The organism is Streptomyces sp. NPDC051207 (assembly GCF_040682395.1).
GTDB lineage: Bacteria > Actinomycetota > Actinomycetes > Streptomycetales > Streptomycetaceae > Streptomyces.
The window spans coordinates 117,231-131,175 of the sequence record NZ_JBFBAX010000004.1 but is presented as its reverse complement, the minus strand read 5'-3'; the positions used below and the strand labels follow the sequence as shown (position 1 = coordinate 131,175).

8 protein-coding genes and 1 tRNA gene are annotated in these 13,945 nt (G+C 62.1%); 6 read left to right on the top strand and 3 right to left on the bottom strand.

Annotated elements, in window-relative coordinates; all coding sequences use genetic code 11:
• Positions 1–427 precede the first annotated feature (427 nt).
• From AB0M97_RS05800 to AB0M97_RS05780, 5 genes are all read left to right on the top strand, one after another.
• Positions 428–1,921 (top strand): class I SAM-dependent DNA methyltransferase, encoded by a 1,494-nt coding sequence (locus tag AB0M97_RS05800; RefSeq protein ID WP_365959469.1) that lies wholly within the window; start codon positions 428–430, stop codon positions 1,919–1,921.
• Complete coding sequence (locus tag AB0M97_RS05795; RefSeq protein WP_365959468.1) at positions 1,918–3,423, top strand: class I SAM-dependent DNA methyltransferase; 1,506 nt, start codon at positions 1,918–1,920, stop codon at positions 3,421–3,423. Before AB0M97_RS05800 ends, AB0M97_RS05795 begins: the two co-directional genes overlap by 4 nt.
• On the top strand, positions 3,420–4,559 hold the full coding sequence (locus AB0M97_RS05790; RefSeq protein ID WP_365959467.1) for a restriction endonuclease subunit S: 1,140 nt from the start codon (positions 3,420–3,422) through the stop codon (positions 4,557–4,559). The genes AB0M97_RS05795 and AB0M97_RS05790 overlap by 4 nt, the downstream gene beginning before the upstream one ends.
• Complete coding sequence (locus AB0M97_RS05785; RefSeq protein ID WP_365959466.1) at positions 4,556–7,495, top strand: type I restriction endonuclease subunit R; 2,940 nt, start codon at positions 4,556–4,558, stop codon at positions 7,493–7,495. Before AB0M97_RS05790 ends, AB0M97_RS05785 begins: the two co-directional genes overlap by 4 nt.
• Positions 7,496–7,649: 154 nt before the next feature.
• Positions 7,650–9,920 (top strand): hypothetical protein, encoded by a 2,271-nt coding sequence (locus AB0M97_RS05780; protein WP_365959465.1) that lies wholly within the window; start codon positions 7,650–7,652, stop codon positions 9,918–9,920.
• A gap of 443 nt (positions 9,921–10,363) precedes the next feature.
• On the opposite strand, the gene AB0M97_RS05775 is transcribed toward AB0M97_RS05780, so the two are convergent.
• A complete protein-coding gene (locus tag AB0M97_RS05775) occupies positions 10,364–10,522 on the bottom strand; it encodes a hypothetical protein (protein ID WP_365959464.1) in 159 nt (52 codons plus the stop codon).
• 446 nt (positions 10,523–10,968) lie between these two features.
• Positions 10,969–11,679: a hypothetical protein gene (locus AB0M97_RS05770; RefSeq protein WP_365959463.1), complete on the bottom strand. Its 711-nt coding sequence runs from the start codon at positions 11,677–11,679 to the stop codon at positions 10,969–10,971.
• A gap of 176 nt (positions 11,680–11,855) precedes the next feature.
• On the opposite strand from AB0M97_RS05770, the gene AB0M97_RS05765 reads away from it, so the two are divergent.
• Positions 11,856–12,758 carry a nuclease-related domain-containing protein gene (locus tag AB0M97_RS05765; RefSeq protein WP_365959657.1) on the top strand — a complete coding sequence of 301 codons (903 nt, stop codon included), beginning with the start codon at positions 11,856–11,858 and terminating at the stop codon, positions 12,756–12,758.
• Between the two features lie 276 nt (positions 12,759–13,034).
• Here the strand turns inward: AB0M97_RS05765 and AB0M97_RS05760 are convergent.
• Positions 13,035–13,098: transfer RNA gene (locus AB0M97_RS05760), tRNA-Arg, on the bottom strand.
• Positions 13,099–13,945 lie beyond the last annotated feature (847 nt).

Below are 13,945 nucleotides of genomic sequence, written 5' to 3'. Positions count from 1 at the left end.
GCTCCTCCCGCTCGCGTCGTTCCGAAGGGGTAAAGCCGTTGTGATCGGCGACCTCATCGTCGGCGGGCCCTTCCTCACTCAACCAGGAGCTGATACGGATCGCGTCCAGTTCCACGCAGCGGGATTGTCGAGCCTCTCCCTGCGCCCGGTCAACCATCCGGCTCGAGGAAGAGGAACCGGCGGGACCAGCCGTTCTTGTGGCGGCTTGCACAGTTTTAGGCGCTTTCGTCCCAACGTGCATCAGTCGACCTATGTCATGGCCTGGACTGGGAGATCGAAATTTCGACATGTATTTGGTACAGCCCTGGCGGATCCCGCTAGGCTCCAACAGGGCTCGCCGTCCCGCGAGCCGAGCAGGCCGAGTGTGGAAACGAGCAGTGATCGAGTGCGGTCGAGTGCGGTCGGTGTTGGGGAGCAGGAGCTTCCGATGCCGTTGACGTTGGGGGAGCTGGAGTCGTATCTGGCGAAGGCGGCTGATCTGCTGCGCGGCAGCATCGATCAGGCGGACTTCAAGGCGTACATCTTCCCGTTGATGTTCTTCAAGCGGATCAGCGATGTGTACGACGAGGAGTACGCCCGCGCGCTGGACGAGTCCGGCGGTGACCACACGTATGCGGCGTTCGAGGAGAACCACCGGTTCACCATTCCCGAGGGATGCCACTGGGCGGACGTGCGCGAACGCACCGAGAACGTCGGTGAGGCGCTTAAGACCGCCTTCCGCGGGATCGAACAGGCTAACCAGGGCACGCTGTACGGCATCTTCGGCGGCGCGACCTGGACCAACAAGGACAAGCTCCCGGACCGCAAGCTGATCGACCTGATCGAGCACTTTTCGACCAAGACCCTTTCGATCTCCCAGGCAGCCCCCGATGTACTAGGTCAGGCATACGAGTACCTCATCAAGCGGTTCGCCGATCAGTCCAACAAGAAGGCTGGCGAGTACTACACCCCGCGCGAGGTGGTCGCGCTGCTGGTCAACATCCTCGACCCCCAGGAGGGCGAGACGGTCTACGACCCGGCCTGCGGCACCGGCGGGATGCTGATCGAGGTCATCCAGCACATCAAGGACCGTGGCGGTGATCCGAAGACCGTGCTCGGTAAGCTGTACGGCCAGGAGAAGGTGCTTACCACTTCCGCGATCGCCCGGATGAACCTGCTGCTGCACGGCATGGAGGACTTCCACGTCGAACGCGGCGACACGCTGCGTGACCCTGCCTATTTCGACCACGGTCGGCTGGCCAGGTTCGACTGCGTGGTCGCCAACCCGCCGTTCTCTTTGAAGAACTGGGGCTACGAGAAGTGGGCCTCCGATCCGTGGGGTCGTAATGAGCTGGGCGGAGTTCCGCCGAAGGGGTACGCCGACTGGGCCTGGGTCCAGCACATGCTCACCTCTGCTGCACCCACCGGAGGAAGGGTCGCGGTCGTCCTCCCGCAGGGCGCCCTGTTTCGTCAGGGCGCCGAGGGCCGCGTCCGCGAGCACGTGCTCAAAGCCGGCTTCGTGGAGGCCGTCATCGGCCTGGCGCCTAACCTGTTCTACGGCACCGGCCTGGCCGCCTGCGTGCTGATTCTGCGTCGCCAGCGCCCCGCCAAGCAGCAGAACAAGGTGCTCTTCGTCAACGGAGAGATGCTCTACAAGCGCGGCCGCAATCAGAACACCCTCGAGTCCGACCACGCCGAGACCCTCCTGAAGGCGTATCAGCAGTACGCCGACCAGCCCGGCCTGGCCGCGGTCGTGCCCCTGGACGACATCAAGGCCAACGGTTGGAGCCTGAACATCCCGCTGTACGTCGAGCCGGCCGAGGCTGGCGAGCAGATCACCCTGGAGCAAGCCTTGGCCGACCTGGAGACCGCGCACGTGAAGGCCCGTGAGGCCCGCGCAGCGCTGGAGGCCGAGCTGGCGAAGTGGGGGCTGGGCGCATGACCACGACGAGCCCGAAGCGGATCACCCAGCGGGAACTGGAGTCCTACCTGTGGGGTGCCGCGGTGCTGCTGAGAGGGCTGATCGACGCTGGTGACTACAAGCAGTACATCTTTCCGCTGGTCTTCCTCAAGCGCCTCTCCGACGTCTACGACGAGGAGCACGCCGCAGCCCTGGAGGTGTACGACGACGAGGAGCTGGCCGACCTCCCGGAGAACCACCGCTTCGCCATCCCCGACGGCGCCCACTGGGCAGACCTGCGCAAGATCACCAGCAACATCGGTACCGCACTCAAGGCCGCGATGCGGGCCATCGAGTCCGCCAACCCCGACACCCTCACCGGCGTCTTCGGCGACGGCGAGTGGACCAACAAGGACCTGCTCCCCGACTCGACCCTCTCGGACCTAATCGAGCACTTCTCGACCAAGACGCTGTCGGTGGCAAACCTGCCCGAGGATGAGCTCGGGCAGGGCTATGAGTACCTGATCAAAAAGTTCGCCGACGACTCCGGCCACACCGCCCAAGAGTTCTACACCAACCGCACCCTCGTGCACCTGATGACCATGATGCTGAAACCTCAGCCGGGGGAGTCGGTCTACGACCCCACCTGCGGCACCGGCGGCATGCTCATCTCCACCGTCGCCGAGCTCAAGCGCCAGGGCAAGGAGTGGCGCAACCTGCGCCTGTACGGCCAGGAGCTCAACTACGGAACCTCGGCGATCGCGAAGATGAACCTCTTTCTTCACGGCATCGCCGACGGCCACGTAGCCCACGGCAACACTCTCGCCAAGCCAGCCTTCCTCGACGCCCACGGCCGGCTGCGGACCTTCGACGTTGTCCTGGCCAACCCGCCCTACTCCATCAAGACTTGGAACCGCGCCGCCTTCGCCAAGGACCCCTACGGCCGCAATATGTGGGGCGTCCCGCCACAGGGCCGCGCCGACTACGCCTTCTTCCAGCACATCGCCAAGAGCCTCGACCCCAAGACTGGCCGCGCCGCGGTTCTCTTCCCCCACGGGGTGCTATTCCGGCGCGAAGAAGTAGCTCTGCGTGAGGCCTTGGTCAAGTCCAACCTGCTTGAAGCCGTCATCGGCCTCGGCCCTGGGCTCTTCTACAACTCCCCGATGGAAGCCGTCGTCATCATCCTGCGCGCTACCAAGTCCGCCGAACGCCAGCACAAGGTGCTCTTCATCAACGCCGTAAACGAGGTCGCCCGAGAGCAGGCCCATTCCTTCCTTGGTGACCAGCACCAAACCAAGATCCTCGGCGCCTACCGCGACTTCACCGACGTTGACGGCTTCGCCGCTGTCGCCACCCTCGACCAGATCGAAGCCAAGGCCTACAACCTCGCGATTCCCTTGTACGTGTCGGGCTCGACCACCTCGAACGGATCGACTGTCGAGTCGGTCGATGTTGCTTTGGTTAGTTGGCGGGAAGCGGCCACCACCGCCAACGCTGCCATCGGCGACGTGCTCGCCCTGCTCCGACAGGAAATCGCCCAGTGAGTCTCAACCTTGACAAGAGCGCCTGGAAACGGGTCGCCTTCGGCGATGTCGTCCGCAACCTGAACAACACCGTCAAGGACCCGGCAGTCGAAGGCATCGACCGGGTCATCGCGATGGAGCACCTCAACCCCGGTGAGCTCAAGATCAACCGCTGGGGCAGCATCGAGGACGGCACTACTTTCACCCGCCGAGTGAAGCCAGGGCAGACCCTCTTCGGCAAGCGCCGCGCCTATCAGCGCAAGGCCGCCTACGCCGAATTCGACGCCATCACGTCCGGCGACATCCTCGTTTTTGAAGCCGACCCGACGCAGTTGTTGCCCGAATTCCTGCCCTTCTTGGTACAGAGCGATGGCTTCTACGACCACGCTCTCGGAACATCTGCCGGCTCGCTATCGCCCCGGACGAACTGGCGGGACCTGTCCAATTACGAGTTCGACCTTCCACCCCTCGACGAACAGCAGCGCCTCGCCGATCTCTTCTGGGCGCTGGAGAGGTACGGGTTGAGCATCAGGGAGCGAGCTGACCGTGCTTGGGATGCGGCGGCCGTGGTGCTTCGTCATGCGTGGGAAGCTGAACGCAAGGTTCCCCTCGGAGACATCGGCGAGTGTGTTACGGGTTCAACACCTTCGAAGGCGAACGCTGACTACTGGAATAGTGAGGACGTTCCTTTCTACACTCCATCCGAGATCGATGGTGAGTTCATCGCGTCTGCTAGGCAGCGAGTGAGTCTCGCTGGCGCGAAAGCGGGCCGGATGCTGCCAAGGAACGCAGTTGCTGTCGCGTGTATCGGTGGCGATCTCGGCAAGTCCGCGGTCGTTGTCGAGCCGGGTATCTCGAACCAGCAGATCACCTCCGTCATCGGTCTACCGGCCGACGATGCAGAACTTCTGCAAGCCGTCCTGGCTCATCCTCTTGGCCGTGCAGCGCTGCAAGCTCGGGAGACCACGACAATCGTGCGTAAGCTCAACAAGAGCGACCTCATGAAGGTTGAGGTCCCTTGGCCTGCGGATCGCACGACCCTGCACGCGGTGGTCCGGGCAAGACGCACGGCAACCGTGGGTGCCACTGATGAGGCCTCTCGACTGGCCACCCTTCGAAGTGGGCTCACCGCTGAGATCTTCGGAGGTGCCGAGTGAAGTTCAATGAGGCGAACACGGTGCGCGACTTCGTCCGGGATCTGGTGGAGTCGGTCGATGTGCGGTTCGTGCCGGGGACTCATCTGCCGCGGCGCACCGACGAGGTCATGCTGGAGCAGCAGGTGCGGGAGGCGTTAATCCGCCTCAACCCGACCATCGAGGCGGATCCGCGTCTGGCCGATGAGGTGATCTATCAGCTGCGCGCAATCCTGATCTCCGCGCGCAACACGCCAAATCCGGTGGTGGCGAACGAGAAGTTCGCGGCCTGGCTCACAGGGCAGAAGTCGATGCCGTTCGGGCCCGACGGTGAGCATGTGACCGTCAAGCTGATCGACTTCGACCATCCCGGCGAGCACGGTGCGAACAACTGGATCGTCTCCACTGAGGTGACCTACGGGGTCGGGCGGTTGGAGCGGCGCTTCGATTTGGTGGTCTGGTGCAACGGCTTCCCCTTGGTCGTGGGGGAGGCGAAGTCGCCGGTGCGGCCGGCGTACTCCTGGATCGATGCGGCGGCGCAGGTCAAGGAGGACTACGAGGTCAACGTGCCGGCGTTCTTCGTGCCGAACGTGCTCAACTTCGCCACCGAAGGCAAGGACTTCCGCTACGGGTCGGTTGGGATGCCGGTCGAGCTGTGGGGACCCTGGCGCGCGGACGAGTCCGGTGACGACCACACCCCGGCGAAGATAGGCCTTACGGTGGTCAAGGAGGCGGTCGAGGGCGTTCTGAATCCGGATACGATCTTGGACTTCCTGCGGTTCTTCACGCTGTTCGCGACCGACAAGAAGCACCGCAAGATCAAGGTGATCGCGCGGTTCCAGCAGTTCCAGGCGACCAACTTGGTCGTGGAGCGGGTGCTGCACGGGCGGATCAAGCAGGGACTGATCTGGCACTTCCAGGGGTCGGGGAAGTCGCTGCTGATGGTGTTCACCGCGCAGAAGCTGCGAGCGACAGCGGGGCTGACCTCGCCGACGGTGATCATTGTGGTCGACCGGATCGACCTGGACACTCAGATCACCGCGACGTTCAACGCCTCTGACGTACCGAACCTGGTCTCCACCGAGTCCCGCAGGGAGCTACAGGAGCTCCTGGCCGCGGAGGCGCGGAAGATCATCATCACCACGATCCACAAGTTCGGCGAAGCACCTGGTGTGCTGGACGCGCGCGGCAACATCATCGTGATGGTCGACGAGGCCCACCGCTCCCAGGAGGGCGAATACGGCCGCAAGATGCGCGAGGCGCTGCCCAACGCGTTCCTGTTCGGGCTGACCGGGACGCCAATCAACAAGCGTGACCGCAACACGTTCATGTGGTTCGGCTCCGAGGCCGACGAGCACGGGTATCTCTCGCGCTACTCCTTCTCCGACTCCATCCACGACGGCGCCACCCTGCCGCTGCACTTCGAGCCACGCCTCTCGGAGATCCATTTGGACGGGGAGTCGATCAACACGGCCTTCGCCGAGCTGGCCAACCGCCACGGGCTCACCGAGGAAGACCGCACCACCCTGTCGAAGAAAGCCGCCTCCCTGGAGGCGCTGATCAAGGCCCCCAGCCGAGTCCACAAGATCGCCGCCGACATCGCCGAACACTTCACCACCAAGGTCGACCCGCAGGGCTTCAAGGCGCAGGTCGTGGTCTACGACAAGACCACCTGCGTGGCGTACAAGAAGGAGCTCGACCGCCTGCTCGGCCCGGACGTGTCCACGATCGTGATGTCCGCAAGCCGCGGTGACAAGCCGGCGTGGAAGCAGTGGACGCCCGGCCGGGAGGAGCTGGAGCGGATCACCGCCCGCTTCAACGACCCGGCCGACCCGTTGAAGATCATCATTGTGACTGCGAAGCTGCTTACCGGCTTCGACGCCCCGATCCTCTACGCCCAGTACATCGACAAGCCCCTGCGCGAGCACACCCTGCTCCAGGCCATCTGCCGCACCAACCGGGTCTACCCGCCCGCGAAGACCCACGGCCTGATCGTGGACTACCTCGGCATCTTCGACGACGTCGCTAAGGCCTTCGAGTTCGACGACAAGTCCGTCCAGCAGGTCATCTCCAACATCGCTGTCCTGCGCAAGCAGCTCGGCCCCGCGATCGATGCTGCTCTGGCGTTCTTCCCGGGCGTCGACCGCACCGTCGGCGGCTACGAGGGGCTGATCCAGGCGCAGACCGCGATCGACTCCGACGAGTCCCGCGACGCCTTCGGGGCGGCCTACAGCGTCGTCGCTCAGCTGTGGGAAACCCTCTCCCCGGACCTGATCCTGTCCAAGCATGAGTCGGACTACCGCTGGCTGACCGATGTCTACCAGTCCGTTCAGCCCACCGATGTCACCGGCCGGCTGGTCTGGCACACACTGGGCGCCAAGACCCTCGAGCTTATAAACCAGCACGTCACCGTCGAGGTCCCCCGCACCGACCTGGAGACCATCGTCCTCGACGCTCAGGTCATCGAGGACCTGATGACCGGCAAGCGCAAAGACATCGACCCCGTCGAGGTGGAGAAGTGGATCACCGCCCGCATCGCTAAGCACGTCGGCAACCCGGCCTTCATCGAGCTCGGCCAGCGGTTGAATGCTATGCGGGAGAAGTACGCCCACTCTCAGCAGGCATCGCTGCAGTTCCTCAAGGAGCTCTTCACGCTGGCACGAGACACAGTCGCAGCGGAGAAGGCTGCCGCCAAGGTGCCACGCGAGGAGCGTGGCAAGGCCGCTCTGACCGATCTCTTCGAGTCGCTCAAGAACCAGGAGACGCCGATCATCGCCGAGAAGGTCGTCGACGAGGTCGACTCCGTCGTCCGTACCGTGCGCTTTGACGGATGGCAGGGCACCAACGAAGGCGATCGCCTCGTCCAGCAGGCGCTACGGAAGGCGCTCTATATCAAGTTTAAGATCCGTGACCAAGATGTATTCGGGAAGGCACTGGCGTACATTCGGGAGTACTACTAGCTGATCCCGGTCCTGGCTAGGAAAGAAGGGCTCTCGCCGCGTTGTCACGCAGTTAGACACTCACCCCCGCGTTTCTGGCTCACTTCCCCACCAAACCTGCTCGCTTTCGGCGTCATCTGCTGTAGCGTGCGCCCATAAAGGAAAGGATTTGGTCATGGCTGAGCGCATCCATGGTGATGTCGTTCGAATCGCCTTGGACAAAGCTGAAGGGTTTCCTTTCGAGCGCTTCGCAGTGGCGTTCTACTCTGCTCTGATGGGAGCAAGTTTCGTTCCCATGGGCGGAGTCAAGGATGGCGGCGCCGACGCACGCGATGGGAATATTTACGCGGATTCAGGGCGCTCGGAGACGTACTACCAAGCCAGTGTGGCGGTCGACACCGAGGGGAAAATTCGTCGAACCGTTGAGCGCCTTCGAGAATTCGGAAGGAAGCCGCGGACTCTCTTCTATTTGACCTCTCGCACTGTTAAATATTCAGACCGGGTGGAAAGAGGGCTGTCTGATGAGCTTGACGTGACCATCATTATTCGCGATGGTGACTATATCGTCGCTCACGTTAATGATGATCAGGCGGGACGGGTTGCATTTGAGGAACATCTGCGGCACTATACGGATTTCCTGCGGAGTGTGGGGTCTTCCCGGTTGATCAGTGCCTCGAAACACGTCAAAGATCCCGCCGTTTTCGTTTTCTTGTCGCAAGAACTGGAGCGTCGGTCAGGTAACGAGAAGCTGGTTAACTCTGTCGTTGATGCGCTATCCTTGTGGGCCTTGGAAGGCACCGACCCGGATGCAGGAATTCTCTACGACGCTTCGACAGTCCTTGACAAGATCAATAGCCAATTGCCCAGCGTTCAAGCGTTGGTAGCTCCACGCCTTCGGCAACGACTTGAGGCAATGTCTAACAAGAGCTACACAGGCGGCAGGGCAGTCAACTGGCATCGCAAAGAAGATGCCTTCTGCTTGCCTTATGAGACTCGCCTCCGCATCGAAGAGGAAAACACGGCCGACGAGACTCTCCGTCTTGAAGTCCTCGCCAGCTTCGAGGACCGCCTTCGGGAGGCGCAGCTCTCCGGAATGGGTGATGTTCGGCGGCGTCAGGTGGGAGAGGTGGTTTTGCGCACCCTCCAGTTGGCATTCGAACGGAATGGCCTCGAGTTCTCCTCCTTCCTTCGAGAAGCTGATGCGGGTGAATACTCCACGATCACTGACTGTCTTGCTGCTGCCCTACGAGAATACGGCCTGACTGGAAAGGCCGGATCGTTGGTGGGGGATGGGGCTTTCCTTGTCTTGCGAGGAGTGCTGTACGACTCCAGGGAGCCGGAAAGGCTTTATCTGCAAAGACTATCTCGAACCTACGCGTTGCTCTTCACCCTTAATACCGAGCCGCGCCTCATCGACTTCTTTCAGGAGATGACCGGCGAGTTCCGTCTCTATGTGGGGTCTGATCAGATAGTGCGAGCGCTAAGTGAGCATTACCTGAATGAGGCAGACCGCATGAGTCGGAACACTCTGCTGATGGCGGCTCAGTTGGGTGCGAAGCTCATCCTCGCAGAACCTGTACTGGAAGAGGTGGTTCACCATCTTCGGGCTTGCGATTTCGAGTATCGCAATCATCTCGCTGAGGTCGATGAGTACATGAACTTTGATATCGCCCGAAATGCTCCACATATAGTCTTGCGAACTTATCTCTATGCAAGAATCAATCCGGGCCTGGGTGCGCGAAAGCCTAAGAGTTGGCCCGCCTTCGTAAACCAGTTCTGCAGGTATGAAAATTTGCATAGGGCGTCGGCTTTCGATGATATGCGCCGATATCTCCAGTTGAAGTTTTCGCTGGAATTTGAATCGTCCGATGACCTAGAATCGGTTGTTGATCTAGGGCAGGTCGATGCGTTGGCCGATAAGCTAGCGCACGTGAAGCGTGGAGATTTGAGACTCGCGAGAAATGATGCCCTCCTTGCTCTAGCAGTGTACGGGCACAGGAAGAATCGTCGAGAGATCTCTAACTTCTCGGAGTTTGGATACGCCACATGGTGGTTGACTTCCGAATCTGCGATTCTTAAGCACACGCGAGAGATCGTCGCAGAGAATCGAGCCAGATATGTAATGCGACCCGATTTCCTGTTGAACTTTCTCACCCTTTCTCCAAGCGGCGCAGCAGCCCGAGAGACCTTTAAGACTGTTTTCCCGAGTTTGTTGGGTGTCAGGTTGGCTCGCAGAATGCAATCCGAAACCTTCAATGAAATAATGGATTCGGTTGCAGAGGCGGAAGAGCTAGATGAAGCCCGTCGGGCTGTTGAGATCGCCCGAATCGTGGATCAGCTCAAGAGTGATTTTAGTCGGCAGTACACGGCGCTTGGGGACAACGGCTCCTACAACAGCTTGGACGCCGTTGCTGAGGAAGCGGAGTTCAAGAGGCAGCAGACTTGAGGTTGGCGGAGCGGGGTTGGTCGGTGGCCTGCCCGGTCTGGAGTCGAGCATGATCAGAGGGCCGTACGCTGGTTGGCAACTCGGGCAGGCTTTGGGCCTGACCGCAGTGTGCACCAGTCGCCCCCTGGTCTTGCTCGACGCGGGACCGGACCGGGGAGTGGCTAAAGCCGTGGAGCCGACCGGCCCCAGCCACGATGCACCTCTTTCTCTGGCATCGTGATTGCTGTGCGCGCGGCACGGGCGCCGGCCGGGCTGGAGCGGGGCGAAGACAGGAGTGCAGGCCCGGCCGGGGGTCGGGCCGCGCGGGGAGCGGAGCGAGCCGCCTTGAACCCGTAGAGAAGGTTGTAACTCAATGGGATTCAGGTGCTGGTTGACCTGTCCGGCCCTCTGGTTGCTGTGATCCTGTGCGCTTGTTCTGCTGCGCGCTGAAGTGCCTGGGCTACCTAGTCGGCGTCGTCGGCGTTCAGCAGGATCTCTTGTGTCCAGAGGATTGAGAGCCTGACTGTGCCGTTGTGCAGATGTACGGCTACGTCGACTTCTGTGCCGTGGCTGGCTGCGTCCCGGATGTTGTCCAGGCATGGGTCCCTGGCGAACGCGCTCATGCTCCGATGTTCCACAGTGCGGCGTTGTACTGGCCCGGTCGACTATGAATGAGAAGCTGGCGTAGCTCGTCGCGCTGGGAGCCGCTGAGGTTCAAGGCCTTGCTGGATCGCGACGACGTGCTGACTCGACCAATTCCAGAGTGAGGCCAGAGCCCGCGGAGGCACCCACACGACGTTCCGCCACCTCACCGAAGACCTGTGTCTGAGCTTGACCGAAGCGCTGCATCAGCTGCTGCAGCAAAGTGGCGGTCAACTGCTCCTCTTCTAGTCCTCCGGAGGTATCCACGAAGGCCATGAAATCGGGGAGAGTCTTCGAGACAGCACCTCGGATCTGGTCTTCCAGATCATAACTAGCGAGCCAGGTGGAAGACAGGGCATCTAGAGGGCGGGGAAAGTGTGACGTCGAGCGTCGAGTGCGCCAACTGCTGTGTCCAAAAGCTTGACCTCTAGGGGGTCGCTGCTACGTGATAGGTCCCGGATACCTTCGGCCCGCTGTTGTACTTCAATGACGTCGCTTTTAGTGCTCCGCATGAGGTCTCCACGGAAGAGGAGTGTCTCTCCGCAAGAGCCATAGTGATGGCGATGTCAAAGTCAACCACCTGCGGGCCGACAACGAGGAGCCACTCCAGGGATCGAGCCCACACGGTTACGCGTCTCTTTGCCTGTTTCTCTATCCTTGCGCGTATGCCTGCTGCCGCGATGTGGTCCCGTAAGGCAGCAGCCAGCAGCGCAATGTCGCACCGCAGGTCCGCGATGGCTTCATTGACGTGAGTACCGATCATTTGTAAGACATGGTTCACCCAGCCTAGCCATGCGTGAGGCTGCTTGCGTTGCTTGGCCCGGGCGAGGCCCACCGCTACGGCACTGGCCACAAGCAGGGAGCGGGCGACGCGAGGGGGCGAACGAAGCGAACCCATCCAGGCCACGAAGCGATGGGTTCGCAATTGGTTCGGATCGACCATTGGCTTCTTGGCAGCTGCACGTAGCAACTGCGCCTCCACCAACGAACTGTGGGCATCGGCAAGTTCTGCAAGCCCTTCGCAGCCCGAGTCAACAAGCTTGGTGAACTCTAAAGGATCCTGTTGGATCAGGTCCAGGCAGCAGCATGGGCATGCTGGCTGGAATTCCCTGCGGTCCCGGTGACGTTGATGGTCCACTCGCCAAATCTATGAGGCGAGCGGCCTCGTACAAGTCCACTCCGCACTACTTGGGCCGGTCCTGGCATGGTGTCTCGACCACCCTTATTACATGCCTCGCCGTGCGGTGATTTCTCGTCCTGCGAGACTGGGCTCAACCGCGTCGCTCATCCTGTGGTCTTGTGGCCTCATCTCATGTGCTGCTGGCATGTTGGCAGCGTCAATGCAGGAGCACAGGGGGTTCTCTGGAGTTGCACGTCACGCGCTGGAAGCGGTACGGGCATGACCGTTTGTACGTCAACTTGCCTAATGGCACCGCGGTCGGTTGGGCGGACGTCACGACGGGGGACATCACGGTCTTGCGGGCCGAGTGCCGCCACGACGTGATCGCCATGCTCACGAAGTACTTACAGAGCCTTGCCGGGCCTGTCCCTCCAGGCAGGGCGCCGGAGGCTCGGGCGCGACCGATGCTGTCGCCTCTGACGCCAGCCGACGACCTGGCTGGCAACCCTCCCGGGCAGTCTTTGCGTGATCTGCTCGCTGAATCCGGCCCCGGGCTGGTGGAGCGAGTCGTTTCACGGCTTCTGCGGCGGCCCTCGGAATGGGGCTCCTGGAGAAAGGGATTGGCGGGGGAGCGGCGAGTAGGAGTCGAGCTGAACCGCCCGGGGCGGCACGGCTGGCGCGTTCTGCACTCCGTCCCCTTGGCCGACAAAGTGGATGTAGATCACTTATTGATCGGGCCGGGGGGAGTGTCCAGCATCAATACGAAGCACCACCACAAGCGGTCCGTATGGGTCGGGGACGATTCCGTGAAAGTCGATCACGGGAAACCGGCGCCCTATGCACGCAAGAGCCGGGCAGAAGCCAAGCGGGTCGCCCGAGTGCTTGAGCGCTATTGCGACTTCCCGGCACCGGTGGAGCCGGTGCTCGTCTTCGTTGGTGTCACCGAGCTGAAGGTGGTTGCTACGCAGCTCAGTGTCCGGGTGTACCAAGAGCGCCAGGTATCGGCACTCGCTCCGCTCTCAGGCGTTCTCACGGCCGAACAGGTGGAGCAGGTGTACAGCGTTGCTCGTCATCGTCAGGCGTGGGCTCAGGCCTGAGGTGGCCCGCGATGAGGTGCCGGCAGTCTTCCTGGTCGGCTGTCGGCAGCCCTTGCGGCGTGACGGTTCCGTGCCGGGCAGTGACGCCTGGCGTCGGTGCGGGCGTCGCCTTTTCCGGGGACCTCACCTGTGGCGATGCTTCAAGACTCGTCCACGTTTCGTCCACAGACCCCGACATGCGGCCGCTCCGGGCCGCACACGCCTGCACATACGCGAAGACCCCGCTCTCAGCGTTTCCGCTGGTGACGGGGTCTTTGGGCACCTCATACTGGGTGCCCCCGGCAGGATTCGAACCTGCGCACACGGCTCCGGAGGCCGTCGGATTTTCATACGTTTTCCCGATCAGCGGCCTGTCTGACGAACTGTCAGGCCCGCCGTCCCGCAAATAGCCCACGAAAAAGAAATATCCCGTTTGGTTGTCTTGCTCCAATTGTCTCGCTGTGCTCGTCGGCTTGCGTCGCGTGATAGAATCACGAATCCCTTGCCAGGGTAGAGGGTGTACTCTGTCCGTTCCAATCGCACGGGGAGATGGTCGGGAGCGCGCGGGCAACAGAGTGCGCCGGTGTGCGCCTGGCCCGGGAGGCTCTTCCGCACGACACCCCGCTCTGGAGCACGGTGGCTGGCGGGCATACGTCATGGCCTCCCGCAGATGGCCGGGGAGGCGTCCGGGTGTCGGTGCACAGTCCCCGGCTTGTGACCGACGCGGGCCGAAGGCAACGGGAGGGCCGCCGTCCATCCTGAGTCGGGAGATCCGCGCCGCGGCTCTCCCCTTGACGGTGGGAGCGGCGACCGGTCGGAGGGCAGGGCCTGCGGCCCCCTGGATGAACGCTCGAGTCGTGCGCCGGAGTGTCCGGCTGGCAATTGGGCAACCGGAAGGCGAAAACCGGCTCGGGCGGGTCAGCGCGTATCGAGGCAGACGTGCAGACCGCGCGTGAGTCGATGGTGACCTGGAGCGTCGGCAGGCAGGACGCCGCCGTACCTCGTCGTGAAGGCAGACGGCTGTCTTGTGGAGTTATGAGTGGTTTTGGGATGCGGCCTTTCGTCGGGGCGGACAGGGCGTGGCGGTGGTTCTCCAATGATGCGGGCGATCGCCGGTTTGGCTAACCGGCGATCCCGCGCTATGTTGCGCTGCTAAAAGCGGCCAATGTGACGGGGAACGATCTCTGAATCTCTGTGCTGGCCGGGTG

Excerpts from the sequence above, each read along its gene's own strand:
- AB0M97_RS05800 (WP_365959469.1), top strand. The coding sequence starts at position 428 with ATGCCGTTGACGTTGGGGGAGCTGGAGTCGTATCTGGCGAAGGCGGCT.
- AB0M97_RS05795 (WP_365959468.1), top strand. The coding sequence starts at position 1,918 with ATGACCACGACGAGCCCGAAGCGGATCACCCAGCGGGAACTGGAGTCC.
- AB0M97_RS05780 (WP_365959465.1), top strand. The coding sequence starts at position 7,650 with ATGGCTGAGCGCATCCATGGTGATGTCGTTCGAATCGCCTTGGACAAA.
- AB0M97_RS05775 (WP_365959464.1), bottom strand. The coding sequence starts at position 10,522 with ATGAGCGCGTTCGCCAGGGACCCATGCCTGGACAACATCCGGGACGCA.